Source organism: Marinobacter sp., from assembly GCF_046484525.1.
In the GTDB taxonomy this organism is placed as follows: Bacteria; Pseudomonadota; Gammaproteobacteria; order Pseudomonadales; family Oleiphilaceae; genus Marinobacter.
In genome coordinates, this window is sequence record NZ_JAWOIS010000028.1 from 1 (window position 1) to 16,140 (window position 16,140).

At 55.6% G+C, this 16,140-nt stretch carries 15 protein-coding genes and 2 pseudogenes; all 17 read left to right on the forward strand.

What is annotated here, in order from left to right; genetic code table 11:
- A pseudogene (locus tag R6W86_RS06520) lies at nt 1-972 on the forward strand (peptidoglycan-binding protein LysM); the annotation flags it as partial.
- Between the two features lie 13 nt (nt 973-985).
- Nucleotides 986-1,942 (forward strand): formylglycine-generating enzyme family protein, encoded by a 957-nt coding sequence (locus R6W86_RS06525; RefSeq protein ID WP_410328565.1) that lies wholly within the window; start codon nt 986-988, stop codon nt 1,940-1,942.
- A 167-nt stretch (nt 1,943-2,109) separates the two neighbouring features.
- Nucleotides 2,110-2,808, forward strand: a complete 699-nt coding sequence (locus R6W86_RS06530) for a DUF3592 domain-containing protein (RefSeq protein ID WP_410328566.1) — start codon at nt 2,110-2,112, stop codon at nt 2,806-2,808.
- A 122-nt stretch (nt 2,809-2,930) separates the two neighbouring features.
- Nucleotides 2,931-4,055: an AI-2E family transporter gene (locus R6W86_RS06535; protein ID WP_410328567.1), complete on the forward strand. Its 1,125-nt coding sequence runs from the start codon at nt 2,931-2,933 to the stop codon at nt 4,053-4,055.
- Nucleotides 4,056-4,156: 101 nt separating this feature from the next.
- A complete protein-coding gene (locus R6W86_RS06540) occupies nt 4,157-5,299 on the forward strand; it encodes a zinc-binding dehydrogenase (protein WP_410328568.1) in 1,143 nt (380 codons plus the stop codon).
- Entirely contained in the window at nt 5,299-6,360 is a 1,062-nt protein-coding gene (locus R6W86_RS06545) for a proline racemase family protein (RefSeq protein WP_410328569.1), read from the forward strand. The genes R6W86_RS06540 and R6W86_RS06545 overlap by 1 nt, the downstream gene beginning before the upstream one ends.
- Before the next feature lie 142 nt (nt 6,361-6,502).
- Nucleotides 6,503-8,152 (forward strand): AMP-binding protein, encoded by a 1,650-nt coding sequence (locus tag R6W86_RS06550; RefSeq protein ID WP_410328570.1) that lies wholly within the window; start codon nt 6,503-6,505, stop codon nt 8,150-8,152.
- Entirely contained in the window at nt 8,149-8,574 is a 426-nt protein-coding gene (locus R6W86_RS06555) for a PaaI family thioesterase (protein ID WP_410328571.1), read from the forward strand. The genes R6W86_RS06550 and R6W86_RS06555 overlap by 4 nt, the downstream gene beginning before the upstream one ends.
- A 78-nt stretch (nt 8,575-8,652) precedes the next feature.
- Nucleotides 8,653-9,453: an ABC transporter ATP-binding protein gene (locus R6W86_RS06560; protein ID WP_410328572.1), complete on the forward strand. Its 801-nt coding sequence runs from the start codon at nt 8,653-8,655 to the stop codon at nt 9,451-9,453.
- A complete protein-coding gene (locus tag R6W86_RS06565; RefSeq protein WP_410328573.1) occupies nt 9,450-10,172 on the forward strand; it encodes an ABC transporter ATP-binding protein in 723 nt (240 codons plus the stop codon). The genes R6W86_RS06560 and R6W86_RS06565 overlap by 4 nt, the downstream gene beginning before the upstream one ends.
- Before the next feature lie 72 nt (nt 10,173-10,244).
- Complete coding sequence (locus R6W86_RS06570) at nt 10,245-11,456, forward strand: ABC transporter substrate-binding protein (protein ID WP_410328574.1); 1,212 nt, start codon at nt 10,245-10,247, stop codon at nt 11,454-11,456.
- Nucleotides 11,457-11,564: 108 nt separating this feature from the next.
- Complete coding sequence (locus R6W86_RS06575) at nt 11,565-12,452, forward strand: branched-chain amino acid ABC transporter permease (protein ID WP_410328575.1); 888 nt, start codon at nt 11,565-11,567, stop codon at nt 12,450-12,452.
- A 2-nt stretch (nt 12,453-12,454) separates the two neighbouring features.
- Nucleotides 12,455-13,450 carry a branched-chain amino acid ABC transporter permease gene (locus R6W86_RS06580; protein ID WP_410328576.1) on the forward strand — a complete coding sequence of 332 codons (996 nt, stop codon included), beginning with the start codon at nt 12,455-12,457 and terminating at the stop codon, nt 13,448-13,450.
- Between the two features lie 261 nt (nt 13,451-13,711).
- Nucleotides 13,712-14,545, forward strand: a complete 834-nt coding sequence (locus R6W86_RS06585; RefSeq protein WP_410328577.1) for a helix-turn-helix domain-containing protein — start codon at nt 13,712-13,714, stop codon at nt 14,543-14,545.
- A gap of 210 nt (nt 14,546-14,755) precedes the next feature.
- Nucleotides 14,756-14,947: a Flp family type IVb pilin gene (locus R6W86_RS06590; RefSeq protein WP_410328578.1), complete on the forward strand. Its 192-nt coding sequence runs from the start codon at nt 14,756-14,758 to the stop codon at nt 14,945-14,947.
- Between the two features lie 58 nt (nt 14,948-15,005).
- Nucleotides 15,006-15,512, forward strand: coding sequence for a prepilin peptidase (locus R6W86_RS06595; protein WP_410328579.1), 507 nt, complete (start codon nt 15,006-15,008; stop codon nt 15,510-15,512).
- 36 nt (nt 15,513-15,548) lie between these two features.
- Nucleotides 15,549-16,140: pseudogene (locus R6W86_RS06600) on the forward strand (hypothetical protein); the annotation flags it as partial.

Genomic DNA, 16,140 nt, shown 5'->3' on the forward strand with positions numbered 1-16,140 from the left:
GGCCTTCCGACGCTGAAGGGCATTGCGGCGCGAAAAAACGGGCAAAAAGCGGGTATGGAAGCGGGTGTATTCGCAGGCATCCGTGGCGGATGTGAGGTGGCCGGTGAGCTGCGCTGGAAGGATGTTCTGACGGAGCAAAGAGAGTGGGACAAGCTCTGCACTATTGGAAAGAAAGTTGAGGGGGCGCTGGGGGCAGGTGCTGAACTTGATGTTCGACTGGAATTTAGCCGCGCAACAGGGAAATTCTACTTGAATGTCCATGCAGGACTCGTTTTCGGTGCAGGTGCATCAGGAAGCTTTGTGCTGGAGATTGACACTCAAAAAATTCTTCGAATGCTGCACTTCATATACAACGCTTTGATGGACGTAGATTTCCGATATTTAGAACTGTTTGATCAACGTACGTACGCTTTCGATTGGTATCAGCGAATGGGACTGTATGCTTTGGGGAAGGGCTTATCAGCACTTGAAGTGGCGAACGAGTTTGCTGGTTCTATTGCTGATGAGGTGGCGGCATATGTGGAAGCTGTTTTTGTAAACCGTCACCGAGAAAAGCAAAGCGCTGAGATCGCACAAAATGTACTCATTGATCTGCAATTGAAGGAAGATTCCGTTTTCTTGCATTCCCCGCCCGAGGTCAAGGGTACCGTGCTGGACAATATCCTCTTCGATTGGTGGGTCACGCCTGAGCTTTGGAGCGACGATGACGTCAAGATTCAGGCAGTTAACCAAATTTTGGCTTCTTTCCAAGGTTGGCGAGACTTTGAAGAGACAATTGTCAGAATGAAACCAGAGGGCGTTGCTAGACAGTCAGAGTTTGAAGCAAATCTTGAGAGATTGTTCGGGTTTATAGGTAAGAACAAGTCAGATCAGCGTCTCTTTATGCGTGGTTTACATGAGCAAACCGCCATGGCCGGAAGGCCCGTTAAACTGGATCCTTTTGGAGTTTGTCGTATTTGTAGAATTGGTTAAGGGATGTTCGTATATGTTGGACGTGGACCGGTTTAAAGTCGGAGGACTTGCGATTGTTTCGACGGCCTTAGTGGCCTGTGGGGGGGTGACTAATGGCGAAGACAAAACCCAATCAGTCATTGTTCAAAATGCAGTTTCTAATCAGGTGTTTGTGGAAGGCGGTGATTTCGAGTTGGGAGATGTAGGCCGTCCAGACGGTTCTCCTTACGTAACTTTGACTGATTACGCCCGGCCAACCGTAGATGTACGAGTCGATAGTTACTCCATTTCCCGATACGAAACCACTTGGGAAGAAATGGAGACCTACTACCAAGCAACTGCGCGACTATCTCTTTACGAACATTCTTCCTTCAAGAACCGGTACGTGATCACTCCTACTGATGATCCCTTATCGCCTTATTTTCGTGACAAACCCGCTAGAGTGCCTAACTACCGTGAGGCTGAAGGTTACTGTGCTTGGCTAGCCGACCAAACCGACTTGCCTTTTGCACTGCCAACCGAAGCTCAGTGGGAATACGCCGCCCGAAGCCGGGGCAGAAATGTTGCGTATGCCACAAATACCGGAGAAGAAGACAATGACACGTACTTGCAGAGGCCCAAGGAGTATATTGACCCAAGTATCCCTCCCTCCGGCAACTTACTAAGTCACTCTTCTCTGGTTATGGAGCGAAGACCTGTTGGTAGTTACCCACCCAACCCGATAGGCCTACATGACATGTCAGGAAATGTTGCGGAATGGACTCAGGACTGGTTTCAGGAAGACTATTACCAACACGCGCCACGCAATAACCCGAAAGGTCCATCGGAACCCATTGATCCCGATAGACCAGAGAAAACTGTGAGGGATTGGTCTGGTCACGGAGATCACGTTGGTGGAAATGCAACTGTGTTCGCCCGATCCGGTGTGCCTGTTTCAGCTGGTGGCACAGGCTTCCGCTGCGTCGTCAATCATCCCGAGCCAGTAAACTGAGGAAATAGAAGCCAAGAAACAGAAGTGTTAAAGAGGCAGTTTGTACTCATAAGCGGAGCGAGGTCTCATTTTCTGGCTTCCAGACTCTGCGGATTTGGGTATAATTTTTACGCCTGAAAACAGGATGTTATCGGATAGGGAACCAACAAACTTTCAAAGGAATGAATATGAAAACCTTCAACACGCTGCGGGTGATCCTTGTGCTCTTGGGTGTCGGCATGCTTGTCGGCGCTTTTTTCTTTTTCCAGAGCACTTCAGCTTTTCTTGAAACCGCTACAGCCAAGCCGGGTGTTGTAACCGATCTGGTCCGGTCGCGGTCCAGTGATTCATATGCCTATTATCCTCTCGTGCGTTTTGAAGACGAGCAGGGCAGACTCACAGAGTTCCTCTCGTCCAGCGGCAGTAATCCGCCAAGTTATAGTCGAGGTGAGACAGTACGTGTGTTATTTACGCCTGGGGAGACAGACTCCGCAAGAATTGACGGATTCTTTTCGCTCTGGGGGGCAACCCTGATTATAGGCTGTCTGGGAGGTGTTTTCTTCCTGCTCGGAGCGGGCATGTTCGTTGTGCCGGCTGTCAGAAATGGTGGTGCGGTTAAGCTTCGCAAAACCGGGCAGCTGGTTCAGGGTATTTTTCAGGGCGTCGAAAATAACAATATGATAGTCATTAATGGCAAAAGCCCGTATCAAATCGTGTGTCAATGGCAAAATCCGGTCACGTCCGATATCCATGTATTCAGGAGTGGCAACCTCTGGTTTGACCCGTCGGAGTATATCCGGAATGAGTCGATTCCTGTTTACATCAATCCGACAAACCCGAGGCGCTACTGGGTAGATACGTCTTTTTTGCCGAAGATGGCGCGCTGAGCGGAATCTGAAACACAATCTAAGTTAATCTAATGCAACCCTCTCTCGGATGCGCCCAGGCACCGTTAAGGGTAGACTGCCGTCTTGACTGCTGGCTTGGGTTGCTCCGGGCTGGGTTATTAATGCGGTACGCATGGTTCATCATGGACGGCCAATCCCCAAACAACGAACGTGCGGGCGATGAGAAGCGCCCGCTGTTTTCTTCGGATCTCGCGACTCCGATCTACGGCCTGTTCGGCCTGGGCGTCCTGTATACCCTGTATGTGGCCCATCAGATCATCCTGCCCATCGTTCTTGCGGTAATGACCAGCCTGCTGCTGTCGCCCCTGGTGAAAAAGGCTTACGTGAAGTGGCGCATTCCCCGGATGGTCAGCTCCATGGTGTTTGTTTTACTGGTGCTGGCCGGGATTGTGGGGATCACGCTGGCCGTAGCCACGCCGGCCCTGAAGTGGGTCGAGGAAGTGCCGGGGGCGGTTTCCCGGGTGTTGGTGGGCGAAAGTGAACTCAGTCGTCAGATTGCCAAGGTCACCGAGTCGGCCGAGCAAGTGGAGAAATCTGTGGAGCAGCTCTCGGATGGTGAGCAGCGGCAGCCCGCGGCTGTGGTTCTGCAAACCGATTCCTGGCGCAGTCAGCTGATGAAAAAGGTTCAGAATGGCATTGTCGGCCTGGCTCTGGCTCTGGCGCTTACCTACTTTCTCCTGGTAAGCGGTGACCGCCTGATCCGGAACTTTGTGCGCCAGTTGCCCATGGGCCAGCGCAAGACGGTGCTGCGAATAACCCATGATTCCCAGCACCTGATCGCGCAGTATCTCGGCGTGCTGGGGCTGAGCAACATTTTTGTCGGCACGGCCACGGGTTTGATCTGCTGGGCCGTGGGCCTGCCGGATCCGGCTGTGTGGGGACTGGTAGCGGGACTGGCCCGGTTCATTCCTTATCTGGGTGTGGTGATTTCCGTTTCGATGCTCTCCGTGATTTCGGTTATCAGCCTGGAGGAACTCTGGATGATGGCCATTGCCCCGCTGGGTTTCCTGGCGCTGACCACCCTGGTGGGAGCGTTTATCGAGCCCTGGATCCACGGCTTCCGCATGGCCATCAATCCGGTCATCATTTTCGTATCCATCTTTTTCTGGGGCTGGCTCTGGGGTCCGGTGGGTGTGCTCCTGGCGGTGCCCCTGATGACGGTCATCCAGGTCGTGCTCAAGCAGATTCCCAAGCTGCGCCCGGTCTACCGGGTGATTGCCCGCTAGCTGCATAATGGATGCCTGCAACACACCCTGACACGCCCGGGAATCTCACCTATCCTGACTGAATAACCCAAATTCAGCAGACCAGGGAGGATTCCCCGTCCATGATCCCGAACACCATGAAAGCCATGGTTCTTACCGGTCACGGTGATATCGACAAGCTCGAATATCAGGACGTTCCCACCCCTCGACCCGGTCCGGACCAGGTTCTGGTTCAGGTGACGGCAACCGCCAAGAACAACACCGATCGTAAGGCGAGGGAAGGGCTGTATCCCACCAAAAAGGGCGAGATGACGTCCTTCAAGATGGGAGGCAAGCCAACCCTGACTTTTCCCCGTATCCAGGGCGCTGATATTGCCGGTCGGGTAGTGGCTGTCGGTGAGGGAGTTGATGAGAGCCGCGTCGGCGAGCGCGGGCTGCTGGATTTCAACATCTACGCCGATGGCCGCCGGGATATTAATTTGACCCCAGACTACTACGGCCACGGCGCCGACGGTGGTTTTGCCGAGTACGTCGCGTTGCCCTCCAATCAGTTCCACCACATCCCGAATACGGACTTGTCGGATGCGGAGCTGGCGGCCATGGGCATGTGTTCCTACCAGACCGCCATGCACATGCTCACCTCTGCCAATGTCCGGGCCGGGGAGCGGGTACTGGTTACCGGTGCCAGCGGCGGTGTCGGCACTGCGCTGATCCAGTTGTGCCGGATCATGGGCGCCTTCCCCTTCGCGCTCAGCAAGCAGGATAAGGCGGACGCACTGATGGCGCTGGGTGCCGAGGCGGTGCTGGATCGCTCGGACATGGAAAGCTTCGGGGAGCGGGTGAAAGAGCAGACCGGAGGCAAGCCCATTGATGCGGTCATGGATCTGGTGGGCGGTGAAATGACCGACCGATTCATCGACACCATGATCTTTGATATGAACGCCCGCGCCACTTACCCACGCCTGAGCATTGCTGGCGCCAGTGGCGGCAATATCAGCGAGATTCTCTGGACCCGAATCTATCTATACCAGGTACAAATCTTTGGGGTCTCCCACGGCACCCGTGAAGAGGCGGAACAGCTGATGGCCTGGATCCGGGGTGGCCAGCTCAAACCGGTTCTGCATGGTGCTTTCCTGCTTTCGGACCTGCACCGGGCCGAGGAATACTTTGTGAACCGGGGCAGCAATTATCTGGGCAAGATTGTGATCGTTCCCGACGCCCAGTGGGAAGAACACGGCAAACCCTATGCCCTGGAGAACGCCTGATGAAGCCGGAGCTCACTATTCAGTTGATGGATACCCATGCTGGCGGCGATGTAAGCCGGATCGTGACCGGTGGCATCGATCTGTTGCCCGGTGACACCGTGCGGGCCCAGATGGAATACCTCCGGGACGACGCTGACGGCCTCCGGAAACTGTTGCTCGAAGAGCCCTACGGTATCCCGGAAATGTCGGTGGATCTGCTGGTCCCGGCCACGGACCCGCGTGCGGCTGCCGGTTACATCATCATGGAGGTGATGGGGTACCCGATCTATTCCGGTTCCAACACCATCTGCACTGCCACCGCCGTGCTTGAGGCCGGTATCGTGCCCAAGCAGGAAGGCAAGCAGAACTTCATGCTGGAATCGCCCGCCGGCCTGGTCCAGATCGAGGCCACCGTGCACGACGGCGTGGTCGAAGCGATCACCTGTGAGGGGTTGCCCAGTTATATACACACCTATAAAGCCAGTATCGAAGTGCCTTCAGTGGGTAAGGTGACCTACAGCGTCGCCTACAGTGGTGGCTTCTACGCGCTGGTTGATGCGGCAGAGCTGGGCTTCGATCTGACCCTGGACGAAGAGCGAAAACTGGCGGAAACCGCCCATGCCATCGTCGAGGCCATCCAGGCGGAGCGCGGCTTCTCCCATTACACCCTGGGGGATATCGGCCCGCTTCCGTTCCTGCACTTCATGGGGCCGGAAGAGCACGTGGCCGAAGGCTATTACCGCTCAAGGTCGGCCACCTATGTCCATCCGGGGGTCATCTGCCGCAGCACCACGGGCACCGGTACCTCGGCGCGTTTGGCGCTGATGAATTATGAGGGCAGAATCCGGCCAGGCGACAAGCTGGAGACCGTATCTCTGAGGGAAACCGGTTTTATCGGCGAGTTCACCTCGGTGGAAACCGAGGGCGAGTACCAGGTGGTCAAGAACAGCATTACTGGTAAGGGCTATGTGATTGCCTGCTCGGATATCGTGGTGAACTGCGATGATCCGATGGTCGACTGTGACGGCCTCCATCATATCCTTTCAGCCCGCCACAAAGCTGATCTTACGCCAATGTCCTGATCTCCCGGCTCATTTGCGGACGGCGTGATAAAACGGCCGTAAACGGGCCGCTTATTAGTCTAAGGTTTACCTTTACGTAAGGTGAAGCCTGTGCTAAACCTTGGGCCTGTGCATTCAAAGATAAAAACAACAGGAGTTCACGATGAGCCTTCCGAAATACACCGATGTGTACAACAACTTTGATGCAGCCGCTCTGGAAGCGGGCATCCTGGACGGACGTCTTGATAGCGGCTTGAACGTATGCCACGAGATCTGTGACAAGTGGGCCACCGACCCCCAGAAGGTAGCCCTGTTCTACGAAACAGTAGACGGTGGTGATGGCACCCTGACGTTTGCTGAGCTCAAGGCCGCCTCCGCCCGCTTTGCCAACTACCTGAAATCCCGGGGAATCGGCAAGGGCGACCGGGTTGCCGGCCTGCTGCCCCGAGGCCCGGAACTTCTGATTGTGATTGCCGGCGCCCTGCGTGCTGGCGCGGTCTACCAGCCACTGTTTACCGCGTTTGGCTCAGGCGCCATCGAATACCGTCTTGAGCGTGCCGGTACCAGGCTTGTTGTGACAGACCCTGCCAATTACCCGAAGCTCACCGAAGTGAAGGACTGTGCCCCGATGCTGTGCGTCAATGCCAGCGAGACCGGCGCCGATGTCCAGGATTTCGAGGAAACCCTGGCCCGGCAGTCCGACCAGTTCGAGCCGGTGATGATCAAGGGCTCGGATCCGTTCCTGCAGATGTTCACCTCCGGCACCGTTGGCAAGGCCAAGGGCGTTGCGGTACCGGCCAAGGCGCTGCTGGCGTTTTACGTTTACATGAAGTACGCCATCGACCTGCGTAAGGACGATGTGTTCTGGAACGTGGCCGACCCGGGTTGGGCCTATGGCTTGTACTATGCGGTGGTTGGCCCGCTGATGATGGGCCATGCGACCCACTTCAATCCCGGTGCCTTCACCCCGGAATCCACCTACGACATGATCCGCAAGTACAAGATCACCAACCTGGCAGCAGCCCCCACGGCCTATCGTCTGCTCAAGGCCAACGATCATGTGCTGCCGGAAGGCGAGAATCTCGGCCTGCGGGTCTGTAGCAGTGCCGGTGAACCGTTGAACCCGGAGGTGGTCAACTGGATCAGGAATCGTCATTTCTGTCCGGTGAAGGACCACTATGGCCAGACCGAGACTGGCATGACCTGCTGCAACTTCCATGGTCTCGAGCACTCGGTCCGGGAAGGCTCCATGGGTTATTCCTCGCCGGGCCACAAGGTGGTTGCACTGACTGAAAAGAATGAAGAAGTAGGTGAGGGCGAGATCGGTCAGCTGGCTGTGGATGTGAAAGCGTCTCCGCTGTTCCACTTTGATGGCTACACCTGGGGTGAGAAAGATCCGTTCGTGAAAGGCTACTACCTCACCGGTGACATGGTGATCTGCCATGGTGATGGCAGCTTTTCCTTCAGTGGCCGTGACGACGACATCATCACCACCGCCGGTTACCGTGTAGGGCCTGCTGATGTGGAGAGTACTCTGCTCGAGCATGCTGCGGTTGCGGAATCGGGTGTGGTGGCCAAACCGGATGAGAAGCGGGGTGCTGTTATCAAGGCTTACGTGGTCATCAAGAGCGGGCAGGAGCCGGCTGATGAGCAGGCCCTGAAAGACGAACTCCAGGAACTGGTTCGTCGTCGCCTGTCCACCCACGCCTTCCCCCGGGAGATCGAATTCGTGGATGAGCTGCCCAAGACCCCGAGTGGCAAGATCCAGCGATTCGTGCTCCGTAATCGGGCCAAGGACGAAGTCGGCGCATGATTATCACCTTCGAAGAGCTTCAGGCGTTCCTCGAGGAGCAGTTTCCGCAGGGTGAGGCATTCGGCACCCTGCAGAAGCTCGGGGACGGCTGGGCCGAGATGCGGCTGGAGGTGGACGAAGAGCACCTGCGGCCCGGAGGCACAGTCTCCGGACCGGCCATGATGGGGCTGGCGGACGTGACCATGTACGCAGCCCTGTTGAGCAAGATCGGGCTGGTGCCTCTTGCGGTAACCACCAATCTGAACATTAACTTCCTCCGAAAGCCCGCGGCACATGCGGCCATCTGGGCCCGCGCCAACCTTCTGAAGGTGGGGCGTACCATGGGGGTCGGGGAAGTGTTTGTCTATTCCGAGGGGGTCGAAGAGCCGGTGGCGCACTCGACCATGACCTATTCGGTTCCCCCGGAAAAATACAGGAATTAGGTATTGACGTTTACGTATACGTCAATCTACTCTGTGGTTTATTCAGAAGTACAACAATAACAAAGGGTATAGTGGCTCATGAGTGAACAGTACGTTCTCGAGACCCGTAACCTGGTCAAGGAGTTCAAGGGGTTCATCGCCGTAGACGATGTGAACCTCAAGATCCGGAAAGGCGATATCCATGCGCTGATCGGCCCCAACGGTGCCGGCAAGACCACGGTTTTCAATCTCCTGACCAAATTCCTGATCCCGACCAGGGGGCAGATCCTCTATAACGGCGAGGATATCACTTCCCTGAAATCCGCAGCCATAGCCCGTAAGGGGGTGGTTCGCTCCTTCCAGATATCGGCGGTTTTCCCGCACATGACCGCGCTGGAAAATATCCGCGTTGCATTGCAGACGTTTGAGGGCAATTCCTTCAGCTTCTGGAAGTCAGGTAATTCCCTGCACAAGCTCAACCAGCGTTGTATGGAGCTGCTGGATGCGGTGGGCCTGGCGGAATTTGCCAATACCACCACGATCGAGCTGGCCTATGGGCGCAAACGGGCGCTGGAACTGGCCACGACCCTGGCCATGGAGCCCGAGATCCTGTTGTTGGATGAGCCCACCCAGGGCATGGGTTCGGAAGACGTGGACCGGGTCGTTGAACTTGTTCGCAAGGCTGCCCATGGGCGCACCGTATTGATGGTGGAGCACAACCTCAGCGTGGTTAGCAAGCTGTGTGACCGCATCACGGTGCTGGCGCAGGGCTCGGTGCTGACCGAAGGCGACTATGCCGCTGTCTCTGTCGACCCGAGGGTGCGTGAGGTATACATGGGCAGTGAAGGCAGCGGTGAGCGAGGAACAGCCGGCAGTGAACAGGCGGAGGCGGCCCAATGAGCGTGAATCCTGATCGGGAATACGAACAGCTGCGCCTCTCCGGACTTCATGCCTTCTACGGAGAATCCCACATTCTTCACGGGATCGACATGGTGGTGAACCGCGGCGAGCTGGTAACGCTGCTGGGTCGCAATGGCGCGGGGCGGAGCACGACGCTCAAGGCCATTATGAATATGGTGGGACGCCGCACCGGCTCCATCATGATCAACGGTGAAGAAACCATGGCGCGTGCGCCACATCACATTGCCAGGTTGGGGGTCGGGTATTGCCCCGAGCATCGGGGCATTTTTTCGTCACTCAGCGTCCAGGAAAACCTGACCCTGCCCCCTGTAGTACGCAGTGGGGGGATGAGTCTGGAAGAAATCTACAACATGTTCCCCAACCTCTATGAGCGTCGCAACAGCCAGGGCACCAAGCTGTCCGGCGGCGAGCAGCAGATGCTGGCCATGGCCCGAATCCTGCGTACCGGAGCCAACATGCTGCTGCTTGACGAAATCACCGAGGGCCTTGCGCCGGTGATTGTGGAGAAGCTGGGGGAGGTCCTGGTGGCCCTGAAAGAAAAAGGGCTGACCATTGTCCTGGTAGAGCAGAATTTCCACTTTGCGGCACCGTTAGCCGATCGTCATTACGTCGTGGAGCACGGTCAGATTGTGGAAGAAATCAGCGCCAATGAACTGAGTGCCAAGCAGTCGGTGCTGGACAGCTATTTGGGAGTCTGATCCCGGATAGAACGAAAGTAAGAAAATCAACAACAACCCGAACCAACGCAAGACAGTAGCGGAGATAGAACAATGACAATGATGAAAAAGCTTCTGACATCAGCCGTTGCATCAGCCCTGATGGTGGGCGGCGCCCAGGCAGAAATGTCCAACGACACCATCAAGATCGGTTATCTGGCAGATATGTCCGGTACCTACCGGGATCTGGCTGGTCCGAATGGACTGAAGGCCCTGGAAATGGCCATTGCTGATTTCGGTGGTAAGGTAAACGGTACCAAGATCGAAGTGGTCAGTGCCGACGACCGTAACAGCCCCGATAGCGCCTCCAGCACCGTCCGTCGCTGGGTCGAAAACGAGAATGTTGACCTGGTGGCGGGGATGGTTGCTTCCTCCGTTTCCATCGCGGTCAGCAAGATTCTGGAAGAGAATGACCGGCTGGGCATCATTTCCGGTTCTGCGGCTTCCAGCATCACCAACGAGCACTGTACACCGAACCACATCCACTACGTCTACGACACCTATCCACTGGCTAACGGTACCGCCAGTGCGGTTGTCAAAGAGGGCGGCAAAACCTGGTACATGCTGACGGCGGACTACGCCTTCGGTCACGCTCTGGAAGGAGACGTGACGCGGGTTGTCGAGGCCAACGGTGGTGAAGTGATCGGCACGGTACGCCACCCATTCCCGACCCAGGATTTCTCATCTTTCATTCTTCAGGCCCAGGCTTCTGGCGCTGACGTGATCGGACTGGCAAACGCAGGTGCAGACACCACCAACGCGATCACCACTGCCAGTGAGTTCGGGGTAACCCAGTCCGGCCAGACCCTGGCTGCTTTGTTGTTGTTCCTGACCGACGTTCACGCACTGGGTGCCGAAACCGCTCAGGGTATCCAACTGACCACTGGCTGGTACTGGGATATGAACGATGAGACTCGTGAGTGGTCTGATCGATTCATGGAAGAGACCGGCGTGCGTCCGACCATGGTTCACGCGGGCATTTACTCCAGCACCATGCAGTACCTGAATGCTGTAGCTGCTTCCGGCTCTGACGACGCGCAGACCGTACGCCAGCAGATGATGGACACTCCGATCAACGACATGTTTGCCAAGAATGGCAAGATCCGCGTCGATGGCCGCATGGTCCATGACATGTACCTCGCGGAAGTGAAGACCCCGGAAGAGTCCACAAGCGAATGGGACCTGTACAACATCCTGCGGACCATTCCGGCTGAAGAGTCTTATCGCCCGCTCTCCGAGAGTAAGTGCAAGCTGGTAAACAACTAAGAAAAGCTGCTACAACGGAGCTCCCCGCAATCATGCGGGGAGCCCCCGGAAACCTGCAGAGACGAAAAGTCCAACAATAACGTCTGTGCTGCTTTTGGAGTGAGCAACATGTCCATGATTTTCGGCGTCCCTCTCGCTGTGCTCTCCGGCCAGCTCCTCATCGGAATCATCAACGGCGCCTTCTACGCCCTGCTGAGCCTGGGGCTCGCGGTAATCTTCGGCCTGCTGAAGATCATCAATTTTGCCCATGGTGCCATGTATATGCTGGGCGCCATGACCACTGTCCTGATGTTTGACTACCTGGGCGTCAACTACTGGGTTGCACTTTTCCTGGCACCTCTTGTGGTTGGAGTTTTTGGTGTTGTCATCGAATACTTCCTGCTTCGCCGCATTGCCGGGCAGGACCATATCTACAGCCTGCTTCTGACCTTCGGGGTGGCCCTGATCATGCAGGGTGTACTGATCAACTGGTTCGGTGTTTCCGGCCTGCGCTACACCATGCCTGACATGTTCAAGGGAGGAGTGAACCTCGGCTTCATGTTCATGCCGTACTATCGAGCCTGGGTCATCGTAGCGGCCCTGCTGGTGTGTTTCGGTACCTGGTTTGTGATCGAGAAAACCAAACTGGGCTCGTATCTGCGAGCCGGTACCGAGGATTCGCAGCTGATGCAGGGGTTTGGCATTAACGTTCCGCTGCTGATCAGTCTTACCTATGGTTTCGGGGTGGCTCTGGCTGCGTTTGCAGGGGTACTGGCTGCGCCCATCTACTCTGTTACACCGGTCATGGGGTCCAGTACCCTTATCGTGGTCTTCGCGGTGGTGGTTATCGGGGGGATGGGATCCATCGGGGGTGCCATCATCACCGGTATTCTGATGGGGGTTATCGAGGGACTCACCAAAACCTTTTATCCGCCGGCGTCCTCGGCGGTCATCTTCCTCGTCATGGTTCTGGTACTGATGTTCCGGCCCAGTGGCCTGTTCGGTAAGGAGGCATAAACATGAATCAGCCAGTCAATTCCGCCGACATTCACAAGGCTATTGTGGAAGAGCAAGCTGCCCAGGACCGCAAGAAAATGATGCTGAATGGCGTGCTGTTGCTCCTGCTGCTCGCGGCGCCGTTCATGATCTACCCGGTCTTCCTGATGAAAATCCTGTGCTTCGCGCTGTTTGCGGTGGCATTCAATCTGCTGTTCGGTTTTACCGGTCTGCTGTCGTTTGGCCACGCCGCCTTCCTGGCGACAGGTGGGTACACCACCGGTTACCTGTTGAGCAATTATTCCGGACTGACCACCGAGATGGGCATCATTGCCGGTACCCTGACCGCAACCGCGCTTGGTGTCGCCTTCGCGTTGTTGTCCATCCGCCGGCAGGGTATTTATTTTGCCATGGTCACCCTGGCCCTGGCGCAGCTGGTGTTCTTCTTCTTTGTGCAGTCCGAGTTCACCCATGGTGAGGACGGTATGCATGGGATTCCCCGAGGGGAGCTGTTTGGCCTGATCAATCTCGAGGACAACCTGAACATGTACTACTTCGTGCTGGTGGTCTTCATTGCCTGTTACCTGCTGGTACAGCGCATTGTCAGCAGCCCCTATGGCCAGGTTCTCAAGGCAATCAAGCAGAACGAACCGCGTGCGGTGTCACTCGGCTACAACGTGGACCGATACAAGGTGCTGGCGTTCGTTATTTCTGCGGCGCTTGCCGGACTCGCCGGTTCCATGAAGTCCGTGGTGTTCCAGCTGGCCTCCCTGAACGATGCTCACTGGCATATGTCCGGCGAAGTGATTCTGATGACGCTGGTTGGCGGCATGGGGACTCTGCTCGGCCCGGTGGTGGGGGCTACGTTCGTCGTGAACATTGAATACCAGCTGTCTCAGGGCGCCCTGAGGGATTGGGTGGATCCGATTCTTGGCGGTATCTTTGTGCTGACGGTTCTCGCCTTCCGTAGCGGGATCGTGGGAGAGCTCCAGAAGTTCGTCAAGAAGAACCTCGGTTGATTTGAATCCGAGGTCCGCCAAATCGGGGTCAGATGAAAACTCGTTTTTCATCTGACCCCTTTTTCACGCCTGCCCCCCAATGCTCCCATCCCACCAGTTACAAAACACTGCATTAAAATGTGCCTGCTTTCTTGACGTGTACACTTGCCTTTCCTATTAGTTGGTATTGCGTTATCAAATTATTAACAAAAGTACATGTTAATCCCACCAGGTCCAGACGGAGCTGGAGACCCAAGAATCAAGAAGAAGGGGAATGGGGGGATGGAGAGAGCTACCGTTGTACTGGTGGACGCCACGCAGTATGGGGCGGACCCGGAGGTCGTCAGGGTAATTGAGCGGCATTTTCCAATGGTCAGGGTCTCCGCGAAGGAAGATCTGGGCGCGGTATATGCCAGCCATAATCGTGTGATCAGCTGTTTCGAGTTCGATTTTCCGGATATTTCCAGCCTGTCCTTGCTGAGCGAGGCCAAGCAGGAACACACCTCTGTGCCCGTGGTGATGTTCACCCAGCAACACTCGGAGGCCCTGGCGGTATGGGCCCTCCGCAGCCGGGTGTGGGACTACTTCGTCAAACCCGTGCAGCAGGACAGCGTTCTGGACTGCCTGCAAAGACTGGAGAAGCTGGTTGGCAATCGCAGGGAACGCTCCGAACGGACCACCATCCTCAAGTCCCAGCCCCTTCCGGATGACGCCCGCTTCAAGAAGCACCGTTGCGAGGACAAGGTCGTCGAATCCGCCGTTGCGTTCATTGAACAGCATCTCTCCGAAAAATTGATGCAGGCGGACATTGCCGAACTCTGCGGCAGCAACAGTTACCAACTCAGCCGCGCCTTCAAACGGGCCCATGGCATAACCTTCCAGGAATACATCGTCCGGCGCCGGATTGAGAAGGCGACCGAACTTCTGCAGAACAACAGCGCCTCCGTGATTGATGTCTGCTGGGCTGTGGGCTTCCACGACGCATCCCATTTTACCCGGATGTTCCAGCGCCATATGGGCATGACGCCCAGTCAGTACCGCCATAAATGCAATACCAGCCGTGAAGAGGCGGCTTCCTCTCCTCAGCTTTCTCTGTATCAATTCCTTGAAACCTGACCGGCATCTGCAAGGACGCCTCTGATTAACCTGGAATCGCCTATGCGTATTCTGACGGCTTCCAGGCTCCTCCTTTTGCAAAATCCTCTTATTATTTCGCCGGAATACTCCTAACCGACTTCTGAATAACTTCTTATGCTGAAACTACAGCGCACGGAGATGGCGCTGTGCCATCAAGGAAGTATGTCTAACGACTGCAGGAGTTATGAGATGAAAAACTTCAAGGAAAAAGTAGTTGCGTTTCTTCGGGATGAGGAAGGTTTGGAGCTGTCTGAGTATGCGGTGGCTGGGTCATTGATTGTGTTGGGCGCAGTGGCTGCGTTCACCACACTCGGAGAAAATATTAAAGCTGCAATCGACTTAATTGCAGGAAAGATCACAACCACTGATCCCGCGCCGTAATATCTTGACCGGGGCTGGGTAAAGCCCCGGTCCCACTCCGTTTGTTTAGGAGGTCAGCATGAGTTCCTTTCTCTTAACTTGTTTGCTCATAGGTTTGTTTATCGCTGTTGTCATTGACCTCCTTAAGCACCGAATTCCGAACGTGCTCGTTATGGGTCTGGTGGTTTTGGGGTTTGCTGGAAACGTTCTTGCTGACCATTCGCTTGGTATTTGGATTTCGACTTCAGGCCTACTCACCGGGCTTATATGCTTTTTGCCACTTCACATTTTCGGAACACTCGGGGCAGGTGATGTAAAACTTCTGGCTGCCGTTGGCGCAGTCGTTGGCGCCGGAACAGTTCTTACTGCGGCGCTTATGACTATCGCAGCAGGTGGCTTGATTGCTCTCGCTTACATCACTTTAAGGGGAGGGTTTCCCGACATGATTCGACGCTACTGGAAAATGTTTGTGCACCTCTTTTACCAGCATCCGATATACATACCTCCAGCTCCGGGCGAAGCAGCAGGACTAAGATTTCCTTATGCGCTTGCAATTGCATCTGGAACAGTTTTAGCGGTGCTTTAACAGCCACCGCCTTAATAGTATTTGAAGGAGTAAGCAATGGACGCCGAGCTCTTATTAACTGATTACAGGGATATGCATCCAAATGCGAGTAATGATGTTAGTCGTCCCCATAGCCTTCAGGAAACTGGTCTCGAACACTTCTTTGTCGCTGACCTGTTAGTCAAACATCTAAACCTCGTCAGCAATCAGACCCTCCAGCAGCTTTCCCGGAATATTTCACTGTCTGGCGCGATCCTGGAACCGGTTATTGTTTATCTGCGCCAGGAAGCGAAGGTAGAAAGTAGGGGGGCTAATTTTTCTGAAAGTGGTGTCCGCTATGCTCTGACAGACCGTGGCCGTGCGGCAGCTTTTGAGGCTTTATCTCGCGACGGATACTGCGGCCCGGCACCAGTCACTCTGGATGTCTACTCGAAGCTCGTACACCGGCAATCGGTCTCCAAATGTGTAGTCACCGAAGACGATATTCATCGCCTGTTCCGGGACACCGTGATCGACGAAAACCTGCTTGCCCAGCTCGGGCCGGCAGTGCACTCGGGCCGCGCCATGTTCATCTACGGCCCGGCGGGCAGTGGCAAGAGCTACATCACCCGTCAACTGGTCAAGCTCTTGGCCGGCCCGATTTATGTTC